The sequence below is a fragment of the Aeromonas sp. OTU364 genome (assembly GCF_038440395.1).
Classification (GTDB): domain Bacteria; phylum Pseudomonadota; class Gammaproteobacteria; order Enterobacterales; family Aeromonadaceae; genus Aeromonas.
The window spans coordinates 51,466-77,442 of record NZ_JASATR010000004.1; the positions used below are offsets into that span (position 1 = coordinate 51,466).

Below are 25,977 nucleotides of genomic sequence, written 5' to 3' on the forward strand. Positions count from 1 at the left end.
CGCATTCATGACGTTAGGTTTTTTTAGAAAAAAAAAGGCAGGAACGGGAAAGGATCCCTCGGCCACCCCGGTCTATGGGGATATGGCAGACAAACAAACGAAATACGAGGCCCTGGTGCACGCCCTGCACGGGGACATCTACCGCTACGCCTACTGGCTGTGCCGGGATCCCCAAGTCGCCGAGGATCTGGTGCAGGAGACCTTCCTGCGAGCCTGGAAGGCGCTCGACGCCCTGGTCGATGACAAGGCCGCCAAGGCCTGGCTCATCACCATATTGCGGCGGGAAAATGCCCGGCGCTTCGAGCGCAAGCAGTTCGATCTCGTCGATCTCGACGAGCATCCCCAAAGCGATCAGGATGCGCTGCACAGCGAACAGGAGATGGAGCACGAGTGGCTTAGGCGCCACATCGCCCGCCTGCCCGACGAGTATCAGGAACCCCTGCTGCTGCAGGTGCTGGGGGGGTTCAGCGGCGAAGAGATCGCCGCCCAGCTCGGCCTGAACAAGAACACCGTCATGACGCGGCTGTTCCGGGCTCGCAACCAGATCAAAGAGGCCATGGAGGCTGCGCAGCAACAGAGAGGTCACACCAATGGATGAGCTTGAATTTCGCCGCCGGGCCATCACCCATCCCACGGACAGGGATCCTGCCTTCCTCGCCGCGGCAGAGGCGTCTGTCGCCAATCGCAAGCATCTGGACGAGATGAAGCAGTTGGACAGCAAACTGCGCCGCACCCTGGAGGTGGAGGTGCCCGCCGGTCTCGCCGAGCGGATCCTGCTCCGCCAGGCGATGGAAGCGGACGACGAGGTGGTGCCACTGCCCTCCCCGGCCAAAGGCAGAGGCTGGCGCCCCCTCGCCATGGCGGCCTCGGTCGCCTTCCTGCTCGGCATGAGTACCCGCTGGATCAGCTGGCCACCGGCATCGGAGCCGCTGTCGCTGGCCCAGGTGGCCATGGCCCACGTCTATGGAGAGGAGCCTTTCATCCAGGGGGTGGATGAGAAGGTGAGCCTGCAGACCATCAACGCCAAGATGGAGAAATATGGCGCCACCCTGATGGACATGTCCGACATGAAGATCACCTATGTCAATCACTGTGCCTTTTACCAGGGGCCGGCCCTGCACATGGTGATCCAGGGCAAGATGGGACCGGTCACCCTGTTCCTGGTGCCCAAGCATGTGCCGCTCAGGATCCAGCCCGATTTTGCAGACGGTACCCTCAAGGGGGAGATACTCCCGCTCAAGGGGGCAAACATGGTGTTGATTGGAGACATGCAGGAGTCACTGGCCCCGGTTGCCCAGCAGCTTGAGTCCCGTTTGCACTGGTCCATTTAACAGATCTTGACTGGGGCTGACCTGGCCCCGTCCCCTCCACATCACAGGCAGACACCGTCTGTTGTCTGCCTGTTCATCTCAGAATCCCGACAACTTCCCGCTTGATACCCACCTGAAGTCACATTTTTACTATTTTTTTTGAACGATTCAAAAGGAACTCATTGTGTGTTATTTATCCGATAATGGATAAAACAGACTATTTAAACGGCAAGTTAAAACAAATGATTAACACAATGGAAACTTTTATGTATTCTGCTGTCACTGGTCTGATTTCTTACCTCCTACCAGATCCATAGAATCACGCCAGAAGTGAATGGGAAGAAGCTGACATAACAACAGATCTTGTCGTCTATAGCGGCCAAAGAGCCCTGATATCGACAGAAAATCTGCTTACAAAGAGAGAACACTATGACAACTGCCTTTTTCAAGAAAAGCCTGATCGCCGCGGCCGTCACCCTGGCCAGCACTCAGACCTTCGCCGCCGCGTTCCAGTTGAACGAACACTCGGCCTCCGGTCTGGGCCGCGCCTATGCCGGTGAAGCAGCCATCGCCGACAACGCGTCCGTGCTGTCCCGCAACCCGGCCGCCATGACCACGTTCGACAAGATGGCATTGTCTGTTTCCGGTACCTACATCAAGCCCGACGTGGATGTCGCGGGTGACATCTATGCCGGTCCGGCCAAGCTGGCATCGGCCAGCGAGAGCGACATCGCCCCCGATGCCTTCGTGCCTGCCACCTACTTCATCCAGCCCCTGAACGATCAGTGGGCCTGGGGGATTGGCCTCTTCTCCAACTACGGCCTCTCCACCGAGTACTCCAAGACCTTCCCGGCCGGTGCCGGTGCCGGTGATACCGAGCTGTTGACCTTCAACATCAACCCCAACATCGCCTACCGCATCAACTCCAACTTCAGCGTGGGTGCCGGTGTCAATGCCGTCTATGCCCAGGCCGAGTTGAACCGCTATGCCGGTGCCCTGGCTCCGGGCCTGACCGCCAGAACCGGTATCGTTCACAACAGCGACACCGCCATCGCCCACCTCAAGGGTGATACCTGGGGCTTTGGCTGGAACGTCGGCGCCCTGTACGAGATCAACGACAGCAACCGCCTGGCCCTGACCTACCGCTCCCAGGTAGATCTGAGCTTTGACGGCGACTTCAAGGGGCTGACCTCCGGTTACCAGACCGTCGATGGCAACCTCAAGCTGGATCTGCCTGCCCAGGCCGAGTTCGCCGGTTACCACCGTCTGAACCAGCAGTTCGCGGTGCACTACTCCGTCAACTGGACCGACTGGAGCGCCTTCCAGGAGCTCAAGGCCACCAGCAACGCCTGTGCCGGTGGAGTCTGCCTGCAAAAAGACGAGAAGTTCAAGGATTCCGCCCGCTACGCCATCGGTGGTACCTGGTACGTCAACCCGTCCTGGGAAGCCCGCATCGGCTTCGCCTACGACAACAGCCCGATCGAGCCGGAATACCGCAGCCTGAGCATTCCTGACTCCGACCGTGTCTGGTACAGCGCCGGCGCCACCTACCACATCGATCAGGACATGAGCGTCGATTTCGGCATGGCCTACCTGGACGGCAAGGAAGTGGACGTGAACGAAGGTCTGACCAGCCATACCGATCCGGTACGCTGGAAGGGCACCTCCCACGGCAACGCCTTCCTGGCTTCCGCCCAGTTCAACATGAAATTCTGATTTCATCGCGATCAAACAGAGCGCCTCCGGGCGCTCTTTTTTTATGCGACATCCCCATTTCGGCGCACAGCTGTAGCAAACAGCTGTACTCTTTTTGTTTTTTATCAAACTGTTATAAGTAACCGCTCCAGCATTTAATCCCGTTTTGCCCGCTCGGCCCCCGCCCCCGTTGCCTTACTGGTCATACCATATAAAATCCCGCCCCCAACCGAATCACAGAATGAACCCTCAGTTCATCCCGAGGAAAAGCAATGCAGTCGACCATCAAGCCCTCCCTCATCGCCCTGATCTTGCTGCCTGGCCAGGTCCTGGCGGCCGGTTTCCAGCTGGCGGAACAATCGGCCACCGGCATGGGCCGTGCCTTCGCCGGGGAGGCAGCCATCGCCGACAACGCCAGCGTGCTCGCCCGCAATGCGGCCGCCATGACCCGTTTCGAGCGCACCGCCTTCTCCGGCGGCGTCATCCATATACAGCCTGACGTCAACATCGAGGGGGTGACCCGGGTCCCCACCACCCAGGGCCCGGTGACCCTGGATGCGAGCGCCAACGACATCGCGGACGGTGCCTGGGTGCCCAACGCCTATCTCATCCTGCCCCTGAATGATCAATGGTGGCTGGGGCTGGCGGCGACCTCCTACTATGGCCTCGGCGTCCAGATGCCGGACAACTACAACGCCGGTCACTTCGGCAACGTCTCCGACATCAAGACGGTGGATCTCGGCGCCTCCCTGGCCTATCGCATCAACCAGCACTGGTCGGTCGGCGCCGGCCTCTCCGCCATTCAGGGCGAAGGGGAAGTGGGTGGCACCTTCCCCTCCAACAACAAGATTGCCAAGCACCTCAAGGGGGATGGCTGGGCCCTTGGCTGGCATCTCGGCACCCTGCTGGAGCTGTCCCCTGCCACCCGCCTCGGCCTCTCCTATCGCCATGACGTCAACCTGACCCTCTCCGGGGATGCCGTCGGCACCGACCTGCTGGGTCGCACCTTCACCGACACCGGCACCCTGGATCTGCCCCTGCCCGCCACCGCGGAGCTGGCCCTGTTCCATCAGTTGACCCCGGCCCTTGCGATCCATTCAAGCATCAACTGGACCAACTGGAGCAAGTTCGTCCAGCTCGAGTCCGAGCTCGATCACCATGGCACCATGCACATCAAGGACGAGCACTGGGAAGACAGCTGGCGCTACGCCTTCGGCCTGACCTATCGCCTGGATCCGAAGTGGCAGCTGCGCTCCGGCCTGGCCTACGATCGCAGCCCGGTTCCCGCCGATCGCCGCACCATCTCCATCCCGGACTCGGATCGGGTGTGGTACAGCGCCGGGGTGGGTTACCAGATAGACAGCAACCTGTCGCTGGATCTGGGGCTGACCCTGATCGACGGCAAGAAGGTCGAGGTGAGCGAAACCATGCAGCTCAAACCCGGGATGGCGCAAACCACCTCCACCTTCCAGGGCACCTCGGAAGGGGACGCCTGGCTGGCCGGTCTGCAGCTCAACTACCTCTTCTGATCCCGCCACCCCTGGCAACACTATGCCAGTTGCTGACCTTTTCGACCCGGTCGGCACTGGCATAGTGATCCGCTTCACCATAGAATCAAGCCTTCACCCATGCTGGAGAAATGCATGTATTCCTATGTAGCAAGGCAGCCCATCCTGGATCGGGAATTGAAGACCCATGCCTATGAGCTGCTGTTTCGCGACAGCCTGGATAATGTGTTTCCCCCCATCTCCGCCCAGCTGGCCACCTCCCGACTGGTGACGGAGCAGTTCCTGCAACAGAACATCGATCAGCTGCTTGGCGGCCACCCCTGCTTCATCAACTTTCCTCACTCCCTGCTGCTGGACGGCCTGGCCGAGTGCCTGCCCCAGGACAAGGTGGTGATCGAGATACTGGAAGATGCCGAGCCCGACGATGCCCTGCTGGACAAGGTGATCCAGCTCCACGGGCTGGGCTACCGGCTGGCGCTGGATGATTTCACCCTGGTCCCGGCCTGGGACAGGTTCCTGCCCTACATCCACATCATCAAGTTCGATCTGCGGGCCACACCGCTCGCCAGCATAGAGCGGTTCATGCAGACCCATAGCCACCTGCCGCTCACCTACCTCGCCGAAAAGGTGGAGGACAAGGACGAGTTTGAACGGATGAAGGCGCTGGGAGTGTCGCTGTTCCAGGGCTTCTTCTTCAGTCGGCCCCAGATGGTGCAGCAGACCACCATGCCCCCGACCCAGCTGGTGGTGATGCAGCTGCTGAAGGTGGTCAATCAGGCCGAGCCGGATCTGGACAAGATAGAGCAGCTGCTCAACCAGGATCTCTCCCTCTCCCTCAAGCTGCTGCGCTACGTCAACCACCTCAAGCGCTTTCCCCAGCCCATCGCCTCGTTTCGCCAGGCCGCCAGCTCCCTGGGGCACGCCCAGCTCAAGCGCTTCGTGGCCCTGATCGCCGCCACCAGCGCCGGTCACGACAAGAGTGCCGAGCTCTACCAGATGTCCCTCATCCGGGCCCGCTTCTGCGAGCTGCTGGCGCAGACCCATGCCCCCACCCAGCAGGCGCAGCAAGCCTTCATCACCGGGCTCTTCTCCCTGCTGGACGTGCTGATGGGGCAACCGCTGGATCAGTTGCTCGGCACCATACCCCTGACCGCCGAGATCCGCGCCGCCCTGCTGGAGCGCAAGGGCAATCTGGGGTTCTATCTCGCGTTCTGTGAAGAGTACGAGAAGGCCAACTGGCAGCGGATCGCCGCCAGCACAGCCCGCCTGGGGCTCAATGAAGAGAAGGTCAGCCACCTCTATCTGGCCGCCACCACCTGGGTCAATCAGCAGCTCCAGGCCATGGAAGGAACGGACTGAACCCACTCCCCGCGCTCACCTATCCATCTCCGGAAATGACAACGTCCCCGCAAGAGGGACGTTGTGCGTTTATCGGCCTGCGCCGTCGGGGGAAGCTTTTCAGCCCAGTTCGATGGCCATGGCGGTCGCCTCCCCGCCGCCGATGCACAGGCTCGCCACCCCTCGCCGCAGGCCCCGCGCCTGCAGGGCATGGATCAGGGTGACCAGGATGCGGGCGCCGCTTGCCCCCAGGGGATGGCCCAGGGCGCAGGCGCCTCCGTTCACGTTCAGCTTGTGATGGGGGATCTGGCACCCTGCCATGGCCAGCATGCTCACCATGGCAAAGGCCTCGTTCACCTCGAACAGGTCCACCTCCTCCACCGACCAGCCCACCCGGGCCAGCAGCTTGTCGATGGCCCCCACGGGGGCGCTGGTAAACTCCGCCGGCAGGGCGGCATGGCTCTGGTAGCCCACCACCCTGGCCAGCACGGGCAAGCCCAGGTGCTCGGCGGTTTCGGCCCGCATCAGCACCAGTGCCGCCGCCCCGTCCGAGATGGAGCTGGCATTGGCCGCCGTGATGGTGCCCGTCTTGCTGAAGGCTGGTTTCAGGGTCGGTATCTTGTCGGGTCTGGCCTTGCCCGGTTGCTCGTCGTCGGCCAGCAGCAGGGTGTCCCCGGCCATCACGGGCGCCAGCTCGGCCCCGAAGGCGCCGCTTCGCTGCGCCGCCAGGGCCCGCTCCAGGGAGGCGATGGCGAAGGCATCCATGTCGGCCCGGGTCAGCCCGGCCCTGTCCGCGCTCAGCTGGGCGTAGTGGCCCATAAGGTGCCCCTCGTAGGCATCCTGCAAGCCGTCGAGGAACATGTGATCCAGCACGCTCTGGTGGCCCATGCGAAAACCGCTGCGCGCCTTGTCCAGCAGATAGGGGGCCCGGCTCATGCTCTCCATGCCGCCCGCCACCACCACATCCACCTCCCCCAGCCGCAGTCCGTCTGCCGCCAGCATCACCGCCTTCATGCCGGAGCCGCACACCTTGTTGACGGTGGTGCAGGGCACCCTGTCCGGCAGCCCGGCCTTGAGTGCCGCCTGGCGGGCCGGTGCCTGCCCGACCCCGGCGCTCAGCACATTGCCCAGATAGACCTCATCGACCCGGGCTGGGTCTATTCCGGCCGCCGCCAGGGCGGCGCGGATGGCGCAGGCGCCGAGCTCGGGTGCACTCAAGGCGCTCAGGGCCCCCTGAAAGGCCCCCATGGGGGTACGTTTGGCCGCCACAATCACTATATCCATCAATCGCACTCTCCTTGTTACATTGGGATAACATATGCCGCCGCCGTCCCCGGAACAAGACTTGCGGGGAAGTTGACGTTTGGGTAAGGTGCCAGCCTGCATTGACAACCAGATGACAGCCAAGACAGCCCTATGACCAAATCCAAGGATGACGCCCGGACCTTCAGCATCAGCGAGCTGGCCCGTGAATTCGATGTGACCACCCGCAGTATCCGCTTCTACGAGGATCAGGGCCTGCTGAACCCGACGCGCCAGGGACAGACCCGGATCTACAGCCGCCAGGACAGGGTGCGCCTCAAGCTGACCTTGCGTGGCAAACGGCTGGGCTTCAGCCTCGCGGACATCCGGGAGCTGTTCGATCTCTATGACGCGGACAAGAGCAGTCGCTCCCAGTTGCAGACCATGCTGGGGCTGGTGGCCGACAAGCGGGAGACGCTGCAGCAGCAGCTGGAAGACATCCAGATGGTCTTGCTGGAGCTGGAGGCGGCCGAGCAGCGCTGCCGGCAGGCGCTGGGCCAGCTGACTCCCTGAGTCGACAAGGAAGGGACGACCATTCCGGTCCGAGGCAAATAAAAAGAGGGAGGCTTGCGCCTCCCTCTTGTCATTCATGGCAGTGGGCCTGGTCTCAGGCTTCCTTGCTCCAGCGGTTCGGATCGTAATCCGGGCTGTAGCGATCGACTATGATGGCGCAAGCCGCATCGCCGGTGATGTTGAGCGCGGTACGGATCATGTCGAACAGGCGATCCAGCGCGAACAACAGCGGCAGCCCCTCGATGGGAATGCCGGCCGCCAGCAGCACGGCCACCACCAGGAAGCTCGGGCCCGGCACGCCAGCCTGACCGATGGCACCCAGGGTCGAGGTGACTATGATGGCCGCCCAGGCGCCCATGGTGAGATCGATGTTGTAGACCTGGGCGAAGAAGATGGCCACCAGACCGTAATAGATGGCGTTGCCGCTCATGTTGATGGTGGCACCCAGCGGCAGCACGAAGGAGGCGGTGGCGTTGGTCACCTTCAGATCGTGCTCGCAGGTCTCCATGTTGACCGGCAGGGTCGCCATGGACGAGGCGGTAGAGAAGGCCACGATCTGCGGCTTCTTCATCGCCGAGAAGTACTTGCGTACCGGCGTGTTGGAGAAGAAGGCGATCAGCATCGGGTAGACCACGAAGCCGAAGATGAGGATGGCGGCGACATAGACCACGAACAGCTTGAGCACCAGGGTCAGCACGTCGAAGCCATAGGTGCCGATGGCATCGGCCATCAGGCCGAAGACCCCGATGGGGGCTATCAGCATCACCTTGTTGATCATCCAGACGAAGGCATCCACCAGGGTGTTGAGGCCATCCACCAGCGGCTTGGCGCGCTCGCGGGGCTGCTTGGCCAGGGCGATGCCGAGGAACATACAGAACACCAGGATCTGCAGTATGTTCGCCTCGTTCAGGGCGCTGAACACATTGGTCGGGATCATCCCAAGCAGGGTAGCCACGGCATCCGGCAGGGCGCCCTTGTCGGCGTAGTCACCGGAGAACATGGCGGCAGTGGAGCCGAAATCGACCCCGACACCGGGCTTGAAGACTTGACCCATCACCAGCGCCAGCAGCACCGCCAGGGCGGAGGTACCGAGGAAGAAGGCGAGCGTGGTCACCCCTATCTTGCCCGCGGCCGGGCTGGCCCCCAGATTGGCGGCCCCGGACAGGATGGCGACCGCCACCAGCGGGATCACCAGCATCTTGATCAGCTGGATGAAGAGCGTACCCAGGGGTGCGAAGACGGTCGCCTGCTCACCCATGAGGGCACCCACCAGCGCCCCCAGGATCATGGCGACCACGACCTGGAAGCCGATATTTTTAATTAATCCTTTTGTCAACACAGAATGTTCCTTTATTAAGCAATTACTCACACTTTTGCAGCGTAAATGACCACCCAGAGCGTCAAATCCTCTCCATTGCTCTGGCGGCGCGCTTTATCTCATATTTATTACCCGTTTAACATCGGGATCCCTGAACGAAACGAATTTTTATGGTTTTTCACAAAGTTGAGACCCACAAGAAACTCACTGTTTTTTCCCTGTTTCACCATGACAATGGCCAAAATAATGTGCTACTTTGGCTCTTCAAACGTGCATACAGGGAAGAAAAGATGCTGAAAGTTAACGAATATTTTGACGGAAATGTTAAATCTATCGGTTTCGAGCAAAAAGGCGAGAAAGCCACGGTCGGCGTGATGGAAGCGGGCGAGTACCAGTTCAACACCGCCGCCCCGGAGCGGATGACGGTGGTCAAGGGTGTCCTTCGCATCCAGCTGGCCGATGAAGACGAATGGCACAGCTACCATCAGGGCGAGTCCTTCGACGTGGCCGGTCACTCCTCCTTCAAGCTGGAAGTGAAGACAGCCACCGCCTACCTGTGCGAGTTCCTCGACTGATAACCCCGCAGGGGTGCCATGAGCTGCCTATCCGCTCCTCCTGGCGCCCCTGATCCCCCTGTTTTGCCCCATTTCCACACCGCCATCACAGGCTGTCGCTTCCCCCCTTTTCATCGACTACAAAAAATTTACAATGTTTAGACGAAATCCATAATCGGAGTACGTCATGATCAGTGTCTTCGACCTGTTTTCCATCGGGATTGGTCCCTCCTCCTCCCACACAGTGGGGCCGATGCGGGCAGCCTGCGCCTTCGTGCACACCCTCAAGCAGAGCGCACTCCTCTCCCGCACCGGGCGCGTCGTGGTCGAGTGCTACGGCTCCCTCGGCCAGACCGGCAAGGGTCATGGCACCGGCAAGGCCATCATCCTGGGGCTGGCGGGCTTCGAACCCGAATCCGTGGACATCGAGGCCATCCCTGCCTTCCTCGCTCAGGTGGAGCACAGCCAGACCCTGCGTCTGGGGGGGGAGCAACCGAGCCAGTTCCCCCGCGTCGGCGCCATCCTCTTCAATCGGCGCAAGACCCTGCCCGCCCACTCCAACGGCATGACGCTGCGCGCCTATGAGGGCGACACCCTGCTGTTCGAGCAGACCTACTACTCCATCGGGGGCGGCTTCATCATAGAGGAGAGCCACTTCGCCAACGCCCGGGAAGAGGCCGCCCGCTTCGATGCCGCCCACCCCGTCCCCTACCCCTTCGAGAGCGGGGCCCAGCTGCTGGCCCACTGCCAGGAGAGCGGCCTCTCCATCTCGGGGCTGATGCTGGCCAATGAGAAGGTGTTTCGCAGCGAAGCCGAGATAAAGGCGGGCCTGCGCAAGATCTGGCAGGCGATGCAGGGCTGCGTCGAGCGCGGTTGCAGGAGCGAGGGGGTGCTGCCGGGGGGGCTCAAGGTGAAGCGCCGCGCCCCGGCCCTCTATCGCCAGCTCTGCGGCGAGACCAACTTCAACAAGGATCCCCTGATGGTGATGGAGTGGGTGGACCTGTTTGCCCTGGCCGTCAACGAGGAGAATGCCGCCGGTGGCCGGGTGGTGACCGCCCCTACCAACGGCGCCGCCGGCATCATCCCCGCCGTGCTGCACTATTACGATCGCTTCGTGCGCAAGGTGGATGACGAGCTGCTGATGCAGTACTTCCTCACCGCCGCCGCCATCGGCATCTTGTACAAGAAGAACGCCTCACTGTCGGGGGCCGAAGTGGGTTGTCAGGGAGAAGTGGGGGTCGCCTGCTCCATGGCCGCCGGTGCCCTGGCCGAACTGCTGGGCGGCAGCCCGGCCGTGGTCGAGAACGCCGCCGAGATCGGCATGGAGCACAACTTAGGTTTGACCTGCGATCCCATCGGCGGCCTGGTGCAGGTGCCCTGCATCGAGCGCAACGCCATGGGAGCGGTCAAGGCGATCAATGCCGCCCGCCTCGCCCTGCGTGGCACCGGCGAGCACAAGGTGTCGCTGGACAAGGTGATCAGGACCATGTGGGAAACCGGCAACGACATGAAGACCAAGTACAAGGAGACAGCCCGCGGCGGCCTCGCCGTCAACATCACCGAATGTTAAGCCTGGGTAAAAACGATCTCAGATGACCCTCAGATACCCGGCCTGGCCGGGTATTTTTTCGCAAAACGTTTGCCTCGCACTTAACAAAATGGATAACCATCAAAATAAATTTTATACTCGCGCCGTCAATTCAACAAAAATAGATCTATTTCAACTTTTTTTAGGCAGGAAGCCGTTACACTGCGGTTATCTGGTTTCCCGGCCTTTGTGACGACAGACCCGTCCCATGGATCACCCTTTCTGCGAGCGGGCATGGCGCCCCCTTCTACCCTGAGGTAATTGTTACATGATCAGCGTTTTTGATATCTTCAAAATCGGTGTTGGCCCCTCCTCTTCCCACACTGTCGGCCCGATGAAAGCTGCCAAACAGTTCGTGGATGATCTGCGTGCTAGCGGCAAGATCCGTGACATCACCCGGATCCAGGTTGACGTCTATGGCTCCCTCTCCTGGACCGGCAAAGGCCACCACACCGACACCGCCATCATCATGGGGCTGGCGGGTAACCTGCCGGAAAATGTCGACATCGACGGCATTCCTGAATTCATCTCCCGGGTCGAGCAGACCGGCCGCCTGCCCATCGGCCTGCACTGCCACACCGTCAGCTTCCCGAAAGGCGCCATGGTGTTCCATGACGAGGCCCTGCCCCTGCACGAAAACGGCATGAAGCTGACCGCCTTCATCGAAGACGAGGCCATCTACAGCAAGACCTATTACTCCATCGGCGGTGGCTTCATCGTCGACGAAGAGAGCTTCGGCAAGGCCGACAGCGGCGACATGACCGTCAACTACCCCTTCAAGAGCGCCGCCGAGTTGCTCGCCCACTGCGGCCAGACCGGTCTCTCCATCTCCGCCCTGATGCTGGAGAACGAGAAGTGCTTCAACACTCCGGAAGAGATCTACAAGAAGCTCGGCAAGATCTGGACCACCATGCGTGAAGGGATAGAGCGCGGCTGCCGCACCGAGGGTGTCCTGGCCGGCCCGCTGCGGGTGCCGCGCCGTGCCGCTCCCCTCTACCGTCAGCTGACCACCAACGAGCATCTCTCCAACGACCCCATGAGCATCGTCGACTGGGTCAACATGTTCGCCCTGGCGGTGAGTGAAGAGAACGCCGCCGGTGGCCGCGTCGTCACGGCTCCGACCAATGGTGCCGCGGGCATCATCCCGGCCGTGCTTGCCTACTACGACAAGTTCATCCAGCCGGTCGGCCGCGACGAATACACCCGCTTCTACCTGGCCGCCGCCGCCGTCGGCATGCTCTACAAGATGAACGCCTCCATCTCCGGTGCCGAAGTGGGTTGCCAGGGTGAAGTGGGTGTCTCCTGCTCCATGGCCGCCGCCGGCCTGACCGAACTCATGGGCGGCAGCCCGGAGCAGGTGTGTGAAGCGGCCGAGATCGGCATGGAGCACAACCTGGGTCTGACCTGCGATCCGGTCGCCGGCCAGGTACAGGTGCCCTGCATCGAGCGCAACGCCATCGCCGCCATGAAGGCGGTCAACTCCTCGCGCATGGCCCTGCGTCGCACCTCCAAGCCCCGTGTCTCCCTGGACAAGGTCATCGAGACCATGTACATCACCGGTAAGGACATGGACTCCAAGTACCGTGAGACCTCCCGCGGTGGCCTGGCCATCAAGGTGATGCAGGTTGCCTGCGAATAAGCGGCAGACAGCAGAGACAAACAAGGCGGGAGAGATTCCCGCCTTTTTTTGTCTGTGAATTTTCTCAAGGGCAAACTCACTGGCATGAAGAATAAAAAAAGAAGCGGGCAATTCACTCGGATGGGATCGGCTCATCCGTCAGGATGTCATAGCTTGAAGGGATAATTTTGCTATCTTGTTCGGCGACCTGCCCCGCCATCCTGTTTCGCTCCTTTCCCGCTCTGACTCCGCTTTTATTCCACTATCCGATCCGCCAGGGTGCCGACCGCCACCACGAAATAGGGGGAGCGGTTCCAGTGGCGCAGCACCCGATAATTGTCATAGGCAAGGTAACTGCGGCCATGGACGTCATCGGGCCGAATGAGGGAGGCCTGCATATCGACCTTCGGCAGCGGCGAGCCGTCCAGTTGCCGCACCCCGAGGGCTTGCCAGGCCGACAGCGGCTTGCGCTGCTCCAGCCCGAACAGGGCAGGATTGAGGGCCTCAGGCACCTTCACCCGCCGTCCCCAGGTCTGATCCTCGCGCCAACCGTTCTGGTGCAGATAATTGGCTGCCGATCCAAACACATCCGCGAGATTGCCCCACAGATCCTTCCTGCCATCCCCGTCCTGATCGACCGCGTATTTGAGGAAGGACGAGGGCATGAACTGCACCTGCCCCATGGCACCCGCCCAGGAGCCCTTGAAGGCGGCGGGGCTCACGTGCCCCTGCTCTATGATGCGCAGGGCATCGAACAGCTGCTCCTTGAAGAAGGCTTCCCGTCGTCCTTCCCAGGCCAGGGTCGCCAGTGAGGAGATCAGCGGGAAATTACCGGTGAGCTTGCCGAAATTGGTTTCTATGCCCCACAAGGCGACAATAAAACGGGGCTGCACCCCATATTCATCACCTATTTTCGTGAGCAACGGCAGATGCTGGCGATATAAGGCCCGGGCTTGCTTGACTTTCCATTGGGGCACGGCGCGGGGAATATAGGAATCCAGGGTCAGTTTGAATTCCGGCTGATTTTTGTCGTGCTTGATGGCCGCCTCTATGAGGCGAATATCGGCAAAGGCGGCCGTTACCGTCGCAGGCTGGATGCCGGCCGCCAAAGCCTGCTGTTTGAGACTCGTCACATAATGGTCAAAATCGACGCCAGCCTGCAGGGGCGCACTTAATAGTGCGCTCAACAATAACAGTGCCAGCCGACCCTGCATCAGCGGGTGCCCTTTATTTGTGCCTTGTGCTGCTCCAGCAGATTTTCCGGCGGCGGGGGCACCTGCAGGTAGAAGCCCTGGCTCTGCAAGGCCGCCATCACCCGCTCGGTGGAGGCGATCCCCAGGGGCTTGGCCAGGTCCAGCTTGGTCATCAAGACCAGCTCGGGGCGTCCGAAGGTACTCATCAGTGCCTCTGGCACACGGGAAAAGTCCTCTCTTCTTTCAATAAAGAGATAGGTCTCGGCTTTTTTGCGACTTTTATAGACTGCACACAACATGGAAATTGATATAATCCGACGGGTTCATTGCCTCTGGTGGTGGCAAACTATAACATCAGGAATTGAATAACAATAACGTATTACCGTCTCGGTTCGGGGAAGATTCATGGTTGAACGCGATAACGAATTGAAAGGGACCACCTTCACTATTTCTGTGTTGCATCTCAGCGATGGCAATCCGGACCGGATCCGACAACTGCTGGAGGCCAAGGTCGCGCAGGCGCCCCAGTTTTTTAATTGTGCCCCCCTCGTCCTCAATGTGGAGCGCCTCAGCGAGATCCCCGATTTCGAGCAGCTCAGGGAGCTGGTCGAGTCGGAAGATTTCGTGCTGGTCGGCATCACGGGGGCGCGGGATGAGGTGATGAAGACGGCGGCCAAGGCGGCCGGGCTGGCCGTCATGGTGTCGGGCAAGAGCCGCAAGGCCGACCCCGAACCTGTGGCGCCAGCGCCTGAACCCGTTGAGGTGGCACCGGTCGCCCCGGTTCAGGCTCCCCTGGAGCCGAGCAAGGTTCACGTCGGGCCGGTGCGCTCCGGCCAGCAGATCTATGCTGCCGGCACCTCCCTGGTGGTGCTGGGCTCGGTCAGTCCTGGCGCCGAAGTCATCGCCGACGACAGCATCCATATTTATGGCGCCCTGCGTGGCCGTGCCATCGCGGGGGCCAAGGGCAATCCCCTTGCCCGCATTTACTGCCAGCAATTGCAGGCCGAGCTGCTCTCCATCGCGGGCACCTTCCAGCTCAGCGATGCACTGCCGGCAGGCCTGATACAAGAGCCAGTCCATATCCGGCTGGACAACGAACAACTCCGAATAGACCGCATCAAATAGAGTTACAAGGAAGCGAGAATGGCGCGAATCATAGTCGTTACATCGGGCAAAGGTGGCGTTGGCAAGACCACAACCAGCGCGGCCCTGAGCACCGGCTTGGCCCAGCGTGGCCACAAGACAGTGGTCATCGATTTTGACATTGGCCTGCGAAACCTGGATCTCATCATGGGCTGCGAGCGGCGCGTGGTGTATGACTTCGTCAACGTGATCAACGGTGAGGCCAACCTCAACCAGGCCCTCATCAAGGACAAGCGCTCGGAAAACCTCTTCATCCTGCCCGCCTCCCAGACCCGGGACAAGGACGCCCTGACCCGTGAAGGGGTCGAGAAGATCCTGGATCAGCTGGCGGAGATGAAGTTTGACTACATCGTCTGCGACTCCCCCGCCGGCATCGAGTCTGGCGCCCTGATGGCGCTCTACTTCGCCGACGAGGCCATCGTCACCACCAACCCGGAAGTCTCTTCCGTGCGTGACTCGGACCGCATCCTCGGCATCCTGGCCTCCAAGTCCCGTCGCGCCGAGCGCGGGGAAGACCCCATCAAGGAGCACCTGTTGCTGACCCGCTACTGCCCGACCCGCGTCAGCCGTGGCGACATGCTGAGCGTGCAGGATGTGCAGGAGATCCTGGCCATCAAACTGCTCGGGGTGATCCCGGAGTCCCAGGCGGTGCTGCGTGCCTCCAACTCGGGGGAGCCGGTCATTCTGGACAAGGAGTCCGATGCCGGTCAGGCCTATGAGGACGCCGTCGCACGCCTGCTGGGCGATACCAAGGATTTTCGTTTTCTGGAAGAAGAGAAGAAGGGCTTCTTTAGCCGACTGTTCGGGAGTTAAACATGTCATTATTGGATTATTTTCGTTCCAACAAGAAACAGAACACCGCACAACTGGCCAAAGAGCGGTTGCAGATCATCGTTGCTCACGAGCGTTCATCCAGAGGGGGGCCGGATTACCTGCCCCAGCTCAAGCAGGATATCCTCGACGTGATCCGTAAATATGTGCAGATCGATCCGGACAAGATCACCGTCCAGCTCGATCAGAAGAGTGACGAGCTGTCGGTGCTGGAGCTCAACATCACCTTCGCCGACGACCAGAAGAAGGGATGAGCTGACGCCCCATGCGTGACCCTTTTCCCCAGTGAAGACCGGATCCTTTGTCAGGATCCGGTTTTTTATTGCCTGGCGCAGAGGCATCTCGCCAAGGCGTGCGGGGCCAGCTAGAATACTGCCCGCCCCCTCGGCCCTGCCGACGGGACCTCTCCCTCTCATCTGGAACACAGCTCTTATGCCTTTGAATGACGAAATGCACAGCGTCGAGGAACTGCTCGATACCGCCCTCGAACTCTTCATGGAGCTGGCCTCGGACAACCTGCCCGAGCAGGAAATAGCCCTGTTCAACCAGGCGTTCAACGACCGCGGTCTGCTGGCGGAGACCGACCCCGCCGATGACTGGGAAGCGGACGTGGGGTTTGCCGTGAGCGATGCCGAGTACGCCGAGATCTGGGTTGGCCTTGGCAATGCCGAGCAGGAGTATGAGCACCTGTTCGCCCGCATGCTGCTCTCCCGCCGTGTCGACGAGAAGTTCTGCCACATCGAATGGCTGCCCCAATAATTCCGGATCCCGACGATCCCGGTCACTATGAGTGGGACTCAGAGCCTGAGCCCGTGAGACCGACGCGCTGGCGCCGCCTGCTGGGCTGGCTCGGCAAGCTGCTGCTGGCGGCGCTGGTCAGCTCCATCGTCTCGGTGGCGCTGCTGCGCTTCATCGATCCTCCCATGTGGACCTGGCGCCTCGAGCGGGCGCTGTTTCCGCCCGCCAAGGTGGCCGAGGTCAAGCACGACTGGGTGCCGCTCGAGCGCATTTCGCGGGAGTTGCAACTGGCGGTGATCGCCGCCGAGGATCAGCGCTTCGCCGATCACAACGGCTTCGACATGGACGCCATCAGCTCGGCCCTCAAGCACAACCAGCAGAGCCGGCGGGTGCGCGGCGCCAGCACCCTGAGCCAGCAGACGGCGAAGAACCTCTTCATGTGGAGCGATCGCAGCTTCCTGCGCAAGGGGATAGAGGCCTGGTTCACCCTGCTGATGGAGCTGGGCTGGGACAAGTCCCGCATCCTCGAGGTGTATCTGAACATAGTGGAGTTCGGGCCCGGCATCTATGGCGCCGAGGCCGCCGCCAGGCACTACTTCGGCAAGCCGGCGGCGCGTCTGACCCGCTACGAGGCCTCCTTGCTGGCCGCCGCCCTGCCCAATCCCTGGCGCTACCGGGTCAAGCCCCCCTCGCCCTATGTGCAGCAGCGCTCGGCCTGGATCCGCCGTCAGATGGGACAACTCGGTCAGATCACCCTGAACCGGGTACACGAGGCCGATTAGGTTCGTCGACGGGATCGGAGGCCGGCCCCAGATGGCCGCCAACGACCTCCCGGTGCAGCGGCAGATAGTGCCACCACCAGGTCTCCCGTCGCCGCTTGATCTGCCGCCTGTGCTGTCGTCGCTTCATGCTGCCCACATGCCTCTTGATGCCGCCCGATGGCGGCGGCTCTGTTAACCTTATCCCCTGTTTCGGCCATTTGACAGCACGGGATTGCCGGCCTCACGCGCTGGCCGCCATCCCCAATACTTGGTAAAGTGGCGAACCTGGACGTATCTGGAGTGATTTCATGGAACAACGTAGCCCGGATCAGCTGGTCGAGTGGGCCTATGATCAGTTTCTGGAGCAGGCCTCCGACATGCTGGCCCCCGAACAAATCGTCGACATCACCCTCGAATTCGAGCAGCGTGGCGCCGTCGAGGCAACCCTGCCCAACGCCGACTGGTCGACCGAGCTCGGCGTGCCGGTCGACATGGAGCGTTGGGCCGAGGTGTGGGTCGGCTTGCTGGATCATCAGGAGGAGTTCGAGGTGATCTACGCCACCTTCCTGCTGCCGCGGGATCAGAGCGAACACGAGGTCCATGTTCGCTGGCACCGCCAGCAACAGGCATAAGAAAAGGCGCCCCTGGCGCCTTTTTCGTCTCTGCGTTTTATCCCTTCAGGGGCGAGCCGCGATGGCCTTGGCCAGACAGCGGCGGCACCAGCAGGCGCTCGCCTCGCTCATGGGCAGCGCGGGCAGCTGGCTGCACCAGCAACGCTCGATGGGTTCACCGGCGGAGACGGCGCAAAACGCCGGCTCGCCGCATCCCGGGCACTGGTGGGTGCGGCGCGTGCCATCCAGCTCGGCCATGCGGGCCAGCTGGGCCTCGCTGTCCATGGCGGACCACTGGCCTATCTCGGTCAGGGTGCGGCCGCAACCGAGACAGAGCCCGTCCTTGGCCCGGCAGTCGCCGATGCAGGGACTCGGCACCTTATTCGCCGTCCTGCGCCGAGCCGGTCTGTGCGGCGACCAGCGTGATGCAGTTGTCTTCGATGACGATCTTGCCCTGCTTGTAGAGCCCGCCGATGGCCTTCTTGAAGGTGCCCTTGCTCATGTTGAACATCTTGTAGATGAGCTCGGGTTCGCTCTTGTCCCCCACCGCCAGGCTGCCGCCCTGCTTCTGCAGGCGGGTGAGAATACGGCCGCCGGCATCATCCATCCGATCCTGCCCCGGTTTTTGCAGGGTCAGATCCAGCTTGCCATCCTCACGGACCTGCTTGACCCAGGCGGTCAGCGGTCGGCCCGTCATCAGGCGGCCGAACACCTCGTTCTTGAACAGCATGCCGGAGTACTGGCCATTGACCACGGCCTTGATGCCGAGGGGGGTATGTTCCCCCGGCAGCGCAGTCACCTCGTCACCGGCCTTGAAGGGGGGATCGACGCGCAGGAAGCGCTCCAGGCGGCTGGTGCCCACCATGCGCCCCTCGTTGTCCAGCATCAGGTGCACCAGATAGACATGGCCCACCTGCATCGGCTTGTTCTGCTCGCGGCTTGGCACGAACAGATCCTTTTTCATGCCCCAGTCGAGGAAGGCACCGATCTTGTTGGCGTTGACCACCTTGAGGCCGACGATGTCACCCACCATGGCAAAGGGCTTGTCGGTGGTGATCACCGGCTCGCAATCCGCGTCCAGATAGAGAAAGACGGACACCTCGCCATCTTCGGCAACGCCTTCCGGCAGCTGACGCCTGGGCAACAGCAGCTCGCCATATTCCCCCGCGGCCAGCCAGGCGCCTCTGTCTTCGAGCTCAACGACGGTGAGGGTGTTCATCTTGCCAATCTGTAACATGGTGATCTCTTCTTTCAATATCCGGATGGGCCTGCAGTTCATGGCCCGTAATAATGCGCACCGCCCCTGTCGCCGGCTGAGGGAGGACAAGGGCTCAGGTTTTTCATGCAGGCGCGCATGTTACCCCAGAGCCGTGACAGGACCTAGTCCCTTGCCCGTTCCCGCGCAGGATTTTCACTTCCGGGCGCCTCCGCACTGGCGATAATAGCAGCACTCGGTCGCCCCTTGGCTGCAAATAACCCCACTTTTAGGTAGACTTCGCGGCCGTCCAATCCAGAGGAAGCGTCGATGAACCCAGCCACTCGTACCCGTCAACTCAATCAATGGATCCAGAACCACAGCCAGCAGGACATGAGTTACCCGGCCCTGCACGGCTTTCTCTGCGCCCGCCTGACGGGGCCGACCGCCCCTGACTGGCAAGATCCGCTGGCCGGGCTGCTGCCCCATGACACAGCCCTGGACGAGAAGAGTGCCGAGGCGCTGCATCACCTGATCGCCGAGCTGGAGGCCCAGGCCGACGACGCCCAGCTGGCCCTGCCGAGCCAGTGCCGCCTCTCTAGCGAGACCCCGGAGCAGGTCTTCGAGCAGAGCCACCCCCTCGGTCAGTGGAGCTACGGCTTCAGTCAGGGGGTGGCCCGCTGGCCCACGCCGACGGATCTGAACGATCCCGCCACCCGCTACCGCTTCAGCCTAGTGGCCGAGCTCTGCCTGTTCCGTGACAGACCCATGGCCCAGATGCTGCATCAGGCCGCGGCCAGCGAGCTGCCCTTCCTCGATTTTTGCAAGCGGCAGCGCCAGCAGATGAAGACGGCCCTCAACCTCTTGCTGACCCTGGATCAGGATGAGGCGCAGCATGAAGAAGAACCGCTTCTCGACAACGAGCAGACCCGCCAGTGGCAGCAGTGGTTCGAGCAGGCGGCGCAGTGCCGCGATCCCCTCGCCCGCCTCTCCTGGTTTGACCGCATCATTGCCGATGCCAGCGCCCTGTTCGACGAGGCCTTCTGGCAGCAGCACGCAGGCCGCGGCTGGCACGCGCCCGAGGCCCGTCCGCTGATCGCGGCCCAGGCGGGCCGGGCCGATTGCCTGCTGCGACTGGGGCAGCAGGAGCAGGCGCGCCACGCATACCTGGCCCTGCTCGAGCTTTGTCAGGCCGACGAGCCCGGTTGTCGTCATCCCCTCTCCAGCCTCTATGCCTGGCAAGGGGATTGGGCCGCCCTGCAGGGCCTGCTGGTGCGCTTCAATGAAGCCTCCTGCTGGCTGCGCTACAACAAGGCGCTGATGGTGTTTGCCACCCAAGGCGAGCAGGCGGCGCAGCCCCATCTGGCCGCCGCCCTTGACGCCAACCCCCATGTGCCCGCCACCCTGCTGGGCCAGCGCAGGCTGCCCAAGCAGGAGCCCCGTCACTGGCAGGGGGGAAGTCGCGACGAGGCCGCGCTCTATGCGCTCCAGAGTCGCGAGGCCTGGCTTGCTCATAATGCCTTGATCTGGCTGCGTAAAAGTGTAAACAACAAGGCCAGTTGAGACCCAGGCTGCCGGATCCGTGACGCAACACGTGCGCAAACGCACATTTTTCTGGTGCCCGTTCAGACAAATGCCCTTGTGTTACGTATCATCAAGGTCAAAGTATCAAGAGAAACTGCACCCGATGCAGCCGCCACAGCAGGATGTCATATGTCGAAGATCATAGAGCTGCTCGCGCACTATCCCCCCTATCAGCTGGTCCATGCCGCTGAAATGGTGCGCGATACCTTTGAACAGTTTTACCAGCAGCGGTACCAGCTGACGGTGCCTCAATGGCGCCTGATGATGGTGCTTGGCCCCCACTACCCCATCAGCCAGAAAGAGCTGGTGGAGGCAAGCGGGATGGACAAGGTGCGGATCTCCCGCGAGATCCACCGTCTGGTGGAGAAGGGCATCCTGTTCACCGAGAGCAGCGCACAGGACAAGCGCATCAGCCTGGTCTCCTTCACCCCGGCGGGGCTCACCCTGTTCCAGCAGCTCAAGACCGAAGCGGGCAGCTGGCAGCACACCCTCACCGACTATCTGCCCGCCGAGGCGCGCCAGAGCATACGGCTGCACCTGCAAAGCGTGAGCGACGCCATCGAACAACTCCACCTGCTGGACAGCGAGCAACAATCATGACACTCACCCGCTTTGCCACCATGGACGTCAACATGCTGCTGAGCCTGGTCAACATGCAGCTGCGTGATCATTACGCTGATCTGGACGATCTCTGCCGGGCGCAGGATCTCGACAAGGAGGCCCTGATCGCGCGGCTGGCCGGCGGCGATTTCCACTACCAGCCTGATCAAAAGCAGTTCAGATAGGGATCCGGATCACAAGCTGTCTCGTGGCGCTGGCCGTGGCGGCAAAAACTGCTAAGGTGAGAGGCAACCGCGCTGGACCATGAGCCTGAGGTATGGATACATCAGGCTGTCACAGAGGGCGGTTAGCCTGAATTTGCTCACCATCAGCCAAGGACGACACCATGATCCTGACCCGACAGACCAGCCTGATCATCATCAGCGCCCTCTTCACGATCAGCCTCTTCTCCCCCCATCTGCCCCAGAGTACCGAGCAGTGGCTCAGCAGCCTGCTGCTGGGCTCCCTGGTGGTGGTCTGCCTGCTGGTCGGCAGCGGCTGTCGCCGCTTCATCTGGGATTAAGAGTGGTGCCCGCCATCTGAAAACAACAACGCAGCCCGATGGCTGCGTTGTTGTTTCTGGTGCTGCCTGAGCAGGCAGGCGTCACGGCATCAGTATGCCAGGGTTTCCAGCTGCTCCTTAGCCTGCTCTATGCCCTTGGCCTGCGCCTCGGGACCCATGCCCATGCCCTCGGCGTAGATGAAGTCCACGTCCTTGATGCCGATGAAGCCCAGCACGGTGCGCATGTAGGGGGTCACCAGATCGGTGGGGTTACCCAGGTGCAGGCCGCCGCGGGGGCTGACCACCAGGGCACGGGTGTTCTCCACCAGGCCGACCGGGCCGGTCTCGGTGTAGCGGAAGGTGACACCGGCACGGGCCACCAGATCGATCCAGTTCTTCAGCTGGGTCGGGATGTTGAAGTTGTACATGGGGGCCGCGATGATCACCAGATCGCTCGCCTTGAGCTCGGCCACCAGCTCGTCGGACTGGGCCAGCACGGCCAGCTGACGCTCGTTGAGGTTTTCACCGCCGCGCAGGCCCATGGCCAGCTCGCCGTCGAGCACCGGCAGGTTCAGGGTTGCCAGATCACGCACAGTGACGCTGTCACCCTGGCGCTCGGCCAGGTAGCCGTCGATCAGGGCGTTGGATTGGGAATACTGGCCCAGGATGCTGGACTTGAGAACGAGGATATTGGCCATGGTGAAACTCCATTTGGTTGTCGGTTGAACAGCTGTGCTGTCGATGGAGGTCACTATAAAGATTGAGGTTCAAGGCGGATAGCGAAAATAGATGCTCAAGTTATTCAAATATTTTGATGCTTGCGCACTTAGTCGCCAGCGAGGTACTCACCAAGCACCCCAGCCTTGGCAGAACAAACGATTGCCGTTATGATCCGCCGCACTTTTTTTAAGTGACCCGGATCCCATGGCACCCTCCCGCAGGCACTCCCCCTTTGCCGGTGCAGTCTGGATGATGGTGGCAGGCCTCTGCTTTGCCGCCGTCAACAGCCTGAGCCAGTTTGTCAGCTTCAAGCTCGGCCTCCCCTCGACCCAGGTCGCCTTTCACCAGTACCTGGTCGCCCTGATCTGCCTGCTGCCCTGGCTCATCCGCCACGGCCTGCGCCAATCCCTGATGACGAACCAGCTGCGGCTGCACCTGCTGCGCGTCGCCCTGGCGGTCATCGGCATCCAGTTCTGGCTCTGGGCGCTGGCGGTGCCCGTGCCCATCTGGCAGGGCATAGCGCTGCTGATGACCTCCCCCCTGTTCGCCACCCTCGGCTCCGCCTTGCTGCTCAAGGAGCAGGTGAGCCGGGCGCGCATCCTGGCCACCCTGGCGGGCTTTGTCGGGGCCATGCTAATCCTGGCCCCCTGGACCGATGACTTCAGCTGGGCCTCCCTGCTGCCGGTGGTGGCCGCCCTGTTCTGGGCCGGTTACTCCCTGCTGGTGCGCTATCAGGCGGCGAGCGAATCGTCCCACACCATAGTGGTCTACCTGCTCATCTTCAGCACCCCCTTCAACGCCATGCTGGCCCTGCCGGAGTGGCAGTGGCCAAGCGAGCTCCAGTGGCTGCTGGTGGCGGCCTCCGGGGTGCTGTCGGCCCTGGCCCAGATGTCCATCGCCCGCGCCTACAGCGTGGCCGAGGCCTCCTTCGTGCAACCTTTCGATTTTGCCAAGCTGCCCATGAACGTGCTCGCGGGCTGGCTGGTGTTTGGCTGGGCGCCTCCCGGCCGATTGTGGCTCGGCGCCGCCATCATCATAGGCGCCATCACGCTGCTGACCCATCTGGAGCAGCGCGCCCACAAATCCGTTTCCTGAGGTACGCCATGCGTGCCTCTTTTTTTACTCACTCGGGTCAGCAACCCTGACCATGGACATCAGGAGAGATCAGATGTTTGGAACCGCCACCCGCCCCGCTGCCACCCGTGCCCTGCTGCTCGGCTCAGGCGAACTCGGCAAGGAAGTCGCCATCGAGCTGCAGCGCCTCGGCATCGAGGTGATCGCCGCCGACCGCTATCCCAACGCCCCCGCCATGCAGGTGGCGCACCAAGCCCACGTGCTGGACATGCTCGATGGCGCGGCCCTGCGCGCCCTGGTGGCCGAGGTCAAGCCCGACCTCATCATCCCCGAGATCGAAGCCATCGCCACCGATACCCTGGCAGAGCTTGAGCAGAAAGGGGTCAGGGTCGTGCCCAACGCCCGCGCCACCCAGCTCACCATGAACCGGGAGGGGATCCGCCGCCTCGCCGCCGAAGAGCTGGGCCTTCCCACCTCCTCCTACCGCTTCGCCCAGAGCAAGGAGGAGTTCGTCGCCGCCGTCGAGGCCATCGGCCTGCCCTGCGTGGTGAAACCGGTGATGAGCTCCTCCGGCAAGGGCCAGAGCCTGTTGCGCGATCTTGCCAGGCTGGACGAGAGCTGGAGCTATGCCCAGGAGGGGGGGCGCGCCGGCCGTGGCAAGGTGATCGTCGAAGGCTTCGTCCCCTTCGAGTACGAGATAACGCTGCTCACTGTGCGCGCCGTGGACGGCATCCACTTCTGCGATCCCATAGGCCATCGTCAGGAAGACGGTGACTACCGCGAATCCTGGCAGCCCCAGGCCATGAGCGAGCTGGCCCTGGCCCGCGCCAGAGAGGTGGCGGCCAAGGTGGTCGAGGCCCTGGGTGGTCATGGCCTGTTCGGGGTGGAGCTCTTCATCAGGGGTGACGAGGTGTGGTTCAGCGAGGTCTCTCCCCGCCCCCATGACACCGGCATGGTGACCCTGATCTCCCAGGATCTCTCCGAGTTCGCCCTGCACGTGCGCGCCATCCTGGGGCTGCCGGTCGGCACCATCACCCAGTACGGGCCGAGCGCCTCCGCCGTGGTGCTGCGGGAAGGCCACAGCCAGAACATCCGCTATCAGGGGATTGGCGAGGCGCTGGCCCTGGTGCCGGGCGCCCAGCTGCGGCTCTTTGGCAAGCCCGAGATCGCCGGTCGCCGCCGTCTCGGGGTGGCGCTGGCCCGTGGGCAAGGGTGCCAAGAGGCGGTGGAGAAGGCCAAGGCAGTCGCTGCCCGGGTCGAGGTGCTCTTCTAGAGCGCTCTCTTTGTCACGTCAAAACAAACGTTTATCTGCGTGATCCGGCGCAAGGGGCAGGCGACTGCCCCTTTTCCATTGAAGCGCCGGGCTTATAATCCCCCCTTCACCTATGTCAGGAGTACAAGATGTTAACTGCCGTGATCTTCGATATGGATGGTGTTCTGATCGACTCGGAACCCTTTTGGCAACGGGCACAGATGGCCATCTTCTCCGAGCTGGGCCACTTCCACACCGAGGAGGACTGCAACTCCACCATAGGGGTGCGCATCGATCAGCTGGTGGCCCACTGGTATCGCCTGCGCCCCTGGAGCGGCCCGACCCAGGAAGAGGTGGTGCAACGCATCCTGGATCAGGTGATAGCGCTCATCCTGCAGGAGGGTCAGGCCAAGGCCGGCGTGCTGGAAGCCCTCGACCTCATCGAGGCGCAAGGGCTCAAGATCGGGCTCGCTACCTCCTCCCCCTTCACCATGGTGGAGGCGGTGCTCGGCAAGCTCGGCATCCAGGATCGCTTCATGGCGGTCCACTCCGCCGAGGTAGAGCGCTTTGGCAAGCCCCACCCGGATGTCTATATCCACGCCGCCGAGAAGCTAGGCGTCGAACCTGTGCACTGTCTGGCCATCGAGGACAGCTTCACCGGCCTGCTGGCGGCCAAGGCGGCGTCCATGCAGGCGCTGATAGTGCCGGACCCGGCCCTGGTCGGCGACCCTCGTCTGGCCATCGCCGATCATCAGCTGCGTTCACTCGCCGAGCTGGATGCCGACATGCTGGCCCGCTGGGTCAAGTAGTCTACCAAGGGGCGCTTATCGTTCCATGCGCCCGGCCCTGGTCGGCGACCCTCGTCTCGCCATCGCCGATCATCAGCTGCGTTCGCTCGCCGAGCTGGATGTAAACATGCTGGCCCGCTGGGTGGCTTGATTCCACAGGGACCGGGGTACGCAGGGTCAGACCTTCAGGGCTCGGCGCATCCCCCGCTCCCTGTCATAAACGTGCGCCCGCTCGCGGTTG

Annotated in this window: 29 protein-coding genes; 22 read left to right on the plus strand and 7 right to left on the minus strand. The window is 62.1% G+C overall.

Annotated features, from left to right (window positions below; all coding sequences use genetic code 11):
• Positions 1-7: 7 nt before the first annotated feature.
• The 5 genes from AAHB08_RS06210 (at position 8) to AAHB08_RS06230 (ending at position 5,872) form a co-directional block, all read left to right on the plus strand.
• Complete coding sequence (locus AAHB08_RS06210) at positions 8-598, plus strand: sigma-70 family RNA polymerase sigma factor (RefSeq protein WP_342058425.1); 591 nt, start codon at positions 8-10, stop codon at positions 596-598.
• Positions 591-1,331, plus strand: a complete 741-nt coding sequence (locus AAHB08_RS06215) for a DUF3379 domain-containing protein (RefSeq protein ID WP_342058426.1) — start codon at positions 591-593, stop codon at positions 1,329-1,331. Before AAHB08_RS06210 ends, AAHB08_RS06215 begins: the two co-directional genes overlap by 8 nt.
• A 408-nt stretch (positions 1,332-1,739) precedes the next feature.
• Positions 1,740-3,026 carry an outer membrane protein transport protein gene (locus AAHB08_RS06220; RefSeq protein WP_202045534.1) on the plus strand — a complete coding sequence of 429 codons (1,287 nt, stop codon included), beginning with the start codon at positions 1,740-1,742 and terminating at the stop codon, positions 3,024-3,026.
• Between the two features lie 251 nt (positions 3,027-3,277).
• A complete protein-coding gene (locus AAHB08_RS06225; protein WP_342058427.1) occupies positions 3,278-4,534 on the plus strand; it encodes an OmpP1/FadL family transporter in 1,257 nt (418 codons plus the stop codon).
• 114 nt (positions 4,535-4,648) lie between these two features.
• Positions 4,649-5,872 carry an EAL and HDOD domain-containing protein gene (locus AAHB08_RS06230; RefSeq protein WP_247626042.1) on the plus strand — a complete coding sequence of 408 codons (1,224 nt, stop codon included), beginning with the start codon at positions 4,649-4,651 and terminating at the stop codon, positions 5,870-5,872.
• Between the two features lie 99 nt (positions 5,873-5,971).
• Here the strand turns inward: AAHB08_RS06230 and AAHB08_RS06235 are convergent, their stop codons facing one another.
• Positions 5,972-7,135, minus strand: a complete 1,164-nt coding sequence (locus AAHB08_RS06235; RefSeq protein ID WP_342058428.1) for a thiolase family protein — start codon at positions 7,133-7,135, stop codon at positions 5,972-5,974.
• 132 nt (positions 7,136-7,267) lie between these two features.
• On the opposite strand from AAHB08_RS06235, the gene AAHB08_RS06240 reads away from it, so the two are divergent.
• Positions 7,268-7,666, plus strand: a complete 399-nt coding sequence (locus tag AAHB08_RS06240; RefSeq protein ID WP_005325128.1) for a MerR family transcriptional regulator — start codon at positions 7,268-7,270, stop codon at positions 7,664-7,666.
• A 94-nt stretch (positions 7,667-7,760) separates the two neighbouring features.
• On the opposite strand, the gene AAHB08_RS06245 is transcribed toward AAHB08_RS06240, so the two are convergent.
• Positions 7,761-9,005, minus strand: coding sequence for a dicarboxylate/amino acid:cation symporter (locus AAHB08_RS06245; RefSeq protein ID WP_202045526.1), 1,245 nt, complete (start codon positions 9,003-9,005; stop codon positions 7,761-7,763).
• A gap of 269 nt (positions 9,006-9,274) precedes the next feature.
• On the opposite strand from AAHB08_RS06245, the gene ppnP reads away from it, so the two are divergent.
• The 3 genes from ppnP (at position 9,275) to AAHB08_RS06260 (ending at position 12,765) form a co-directional block, all read left to right on the plus strand.
• Positions 9,275-9,559, plus strand: a complete 285-nt coding sequence (gene ppnP, locus AAHB08_RS06250; RefSeq protein ID WP_162519273.1) for a pyrimidine/purine nucleoside phosphorylase — start codon at positions 9,275-9,277, stop codon at positions 9,557-9,559.
• A gap of 166 nt (positions 9,560-9,725) precedes the next feature.
• Positions 9,726-11,108, plus strand: a complete 1,383-nt coding sequence (locus tag AAHB08_RS06255; protein WP_319917539.1) for an L-serine ammonia-lyase — start codon at positions 9,726-9,728, stop codon at positions 11,106-11,108.
• A gap of 286 nt (positions 11,109-11,394) precedes the next feature.
• Positions 11,395-12,765 (plus strand): L-serine ammonia-lyase, encoded by a 1,371-nt coding sequence (locus AAHB08_RS06260; protein WP_025326890.1) that lies wholly within the window; start codon positions 11,395-11,397, stop codon positions 12,763-12,765.
• Positions 12,766-12,998: 233 nt separating this feature from the next.
• Here the strand turns inward: AAHB08_RS06260 and AAHB08_RS06265 are convergent, their stop codons facing one another.
• Both AAHB08_RS06265 and AAHB08_RS06270 read right to left on the minus strand, forming a co-directional pair.
• Positions 12,999-13,958: a lytic murein transglycosylase gene (locus AAHB08_RS06265; protein ID WP_342058429.1), complete on the minus strand. Its 960-nt coding sequence runs from the start codon at positions 13,956-13,958 to the stop codon at positions 12,999-13,001.
• Positions 13,958-14,236, minus strand: a complete 279-nt coding sequence (locus AAHB08_RS06270; protein ID WP_342058430.1) for a YcgL domain-containing protein — start codon at positions 14,234-14,236, stop codon at positions 13,958-13,960. Before AAHB08_RS06270 ends, AAHB08_RS06265 begins: the two co-directional genes overlap by 1 nt.
• 106 nt (positions 14,237-14,342) lie before the next feature.
• On the opposite strand from AAHB08_RS06270, the gene minC reads away from it, so the two are divergent.
• The 6 genes from minC to AAHB08_RS06300 all read left to right on the plus strand — a co-directional run bounded on the left by minC (position 14,343) and on the right by AAHB08_RS06300 (position 18,042).
• On the plus strand, positions 14,343-15,062 hold the full coding sequence (gene minC / locus AAHB08_RS06275) for a septum site-determining protein MinC (protein ID WP_139438360.1): 720 nt from the start codon (positions 14,343-14,345) through the stop codon (positions 15,060-15,062).
• 18 nt (positions 15,063-15,080) lie between these two features.
• Positions 15,081-15,893, plus strand: a complete 813-nt coding sequence (gene minD, locus AAHB08_RS06280) for a septum site-determining protein MinD (protein WP_005331693.1) — start codon at positions 15,081-15,083, stop codon at positions 15,891-15,893.
• Between the two features lie 2 nt (positions 15,894-15,895).
• A complete protein-coding gene (gene minE / locus AAHB08_RS06285; protein WP_010674646.1) occupies positions 15,896-16,165 on the plus strand; it encodes a cell division topological specificity factor MinE in 270 nt (89 codons plus the stop codon).
• Between the two features lie 178 nt (positions 16,166-16,343).
• Complete coding sequence (locus AAHB08_RS06290) at positions 16,344-16,670, plus strand: HI1450 family dsDNA-mimic protein (protein ID WP_202045519.1); 327 nt, start codon at positions 16,344-16,346, stop codon at positions 16,668-16,670.
• A gap of 53 nt (positions 16,671-16,723) precedes the next feature.
• A complete protein-coding gene (gene mtgA / locus AAHB08_RS06295) occupies positions 16,724-17,431 on the plus strand; it encodes a monofunctional biosynthetic peptidoglycan transglycosylase (protein WP_265436934.1) in 708 nt (235 codons plus the stop codon).
• 287 nt (positions 17,432-17,718) lie between these two features.
• Positions 17,719-18,042: an HI1450 family dsDNA-mimic protein gene (locus AAHB08_RS06300; protein ID WP_342058431.1), complete on the plus strand. Its 324-nt coding sequence runs from the start codon at positions 17,719-17,721 to the stop codon at positions 18,040-18,042.
• 45 nt (positions 18,043-18,087) lie between these two features.
• On the opposite strand, the gene AAHB08_RS06305 is transcribed toward AAHB08_RS06300, so the two are convergent.
• Positions 18,088-18,399 carry a DUF1289 domain-containing protein gene (locus AAHB08_RS06305; RefSeq protein ID WP_202045517.1) on the minus strand — a complete coding sequence of 104 codons (312 nt, stop codon included), beginning with the start codon at positions 18,397-18,399 and terminating at the stop codon, positions 18,088-18,090.
• Between the two features lies 1 nt (position 18,400).
• The gene (locus AAHB08_RS06310; RefSeq protein ID WP_218409845.1) at positions 18,401-19,276 is read right to left on the minus strand and encodes a CvfB family protein; all 876 of its coding nucleotides are present in this window, start codon (positions 19,274-19,276) and stop codon (positions 18,401-18,403) included.
• Between the two features lie 270 nt (positions 19,277-19,546).
• Here AAHB08_RS06310 and AAHB08_RS06315 point away from each other — a divergent pair, with 270 nt between their 5' ends.
• The 4 genes from AAHB08_RS06315 to AAHB08_RS06330 all read left to right on the plus strand — a co-directional run bounded on the left by AAHB08_RS06315 (position 19,547) and on the right by AAHB08_RS06330 (position 21,923).
• Positions 19,547-20,779 carry a UPF0149 family protein gene (locus AAHB08_RS06315; RefSeq protein ID WP_342058432.1) on the plus strand — a complete coding sequence of 411 codons (1,233 nt, stop codon included), beginning with the start codon at positions 19,547-19,549 and terminating at the stop codon, positions 20,777-20,779.
• 150 nt (positions 20,780-20,929) lie between these two features.
• On the plus strand, positions 20,930-21,400 hold the full coding sequence (locus AAHB08_RS06320) for a MarR family winged helix-turn-helix transcriptional regulator (protein WP_005331665.1): 471 nt from the start codon (positions 20,930-20,932) through the stop codon (positions 21,398-21,400).
• Entirely contained in the window at positions 21,397-21,585 is a 189-nt protein-coding gene (locus AAHB08_RS06325) for a DUF4250 domain-containing protein (protein ID WP_139438371.1), read from the plus strand. The genes AAHB08_RS06320 and AAHB08_RS06325 overlap by 4 nt, the downstream gene beginning before the upstream one ends.
• 161 nt (positions 21,586-21,746) lie before the next feature.
• Positions 21,747-21,923 (plus strand): hypothetical protein, encoded by a 177-nt coding sequence (locus tag AAHB08_RS06330; RefSeq protein ID WP_005331648.1) that lies wholly within the window; start codon positions 21,747-21,749, stop codon positions 21,921-21,923.
• Between the two features lie 89 nt (positions 21,924-22,012).
• Here AAHB08_RS06330 and AAHB08_RS06335 read toward each other — a convergent pair whose 3' ends face one another.
• Complete coding sequence (locus tag AAHB08_RS06335) at positions 22,013-22,600, minus strand: FMN-dependent NADH-azoreductase (protein WP_342058433.1); 588 nt, start codon at positions 22,598-22,600, stop codon at positions 22,013-22,015.
• Positions 22,601-22,826: 226 nt separating this feature from the next.
• Between AAHB08_RS06335 and AAHB08_RS06340 the strand changes: the two genes are divergently transcribed.
• From AAHB08_RS06340 to hxpB, 3 genes are all read left to right on the plus strand, one after another.
• On the plus strand, positions 22,827-23,717 hold the full coding sequence (locus tag AAHB08_RS06340; protein WP_342058434.1) for a DMT family transporter: 891 nt from the start codon (positions 22,827-22,829) through the stop codon (positions 23,715-23,717).
• Positions 23,718-23,790: 73 nt separating this feature from the next.
• Positions 23,791-24,969, plus strand: a complete 1,179-nt coding sequence (gene purT, locus AAHB08_RS06345) for a formate-dependent phosphoribosylglycinamide formyltransferase (RefSeq protein ID WP_342058435.1) — start codon at positions 23,791-23,793, stop codon at positions 24,967-24,969.
• Between the two features lie 128 nt (positions 24,970-25,097).
• Complete coding sequence (gene hxpB, locus AAHB08_RS06350; protein WP_342058436.1) at positions 25,098-25,757, plus strand: hexitol phosphatase HxpB; 660 nt, start codon at positions 25,098-25,100, stop codon at positions 25,755-25,757.
• The last annotated feature ends 220 nt before the right edge of the window (positions 25,758-25,977 follow it).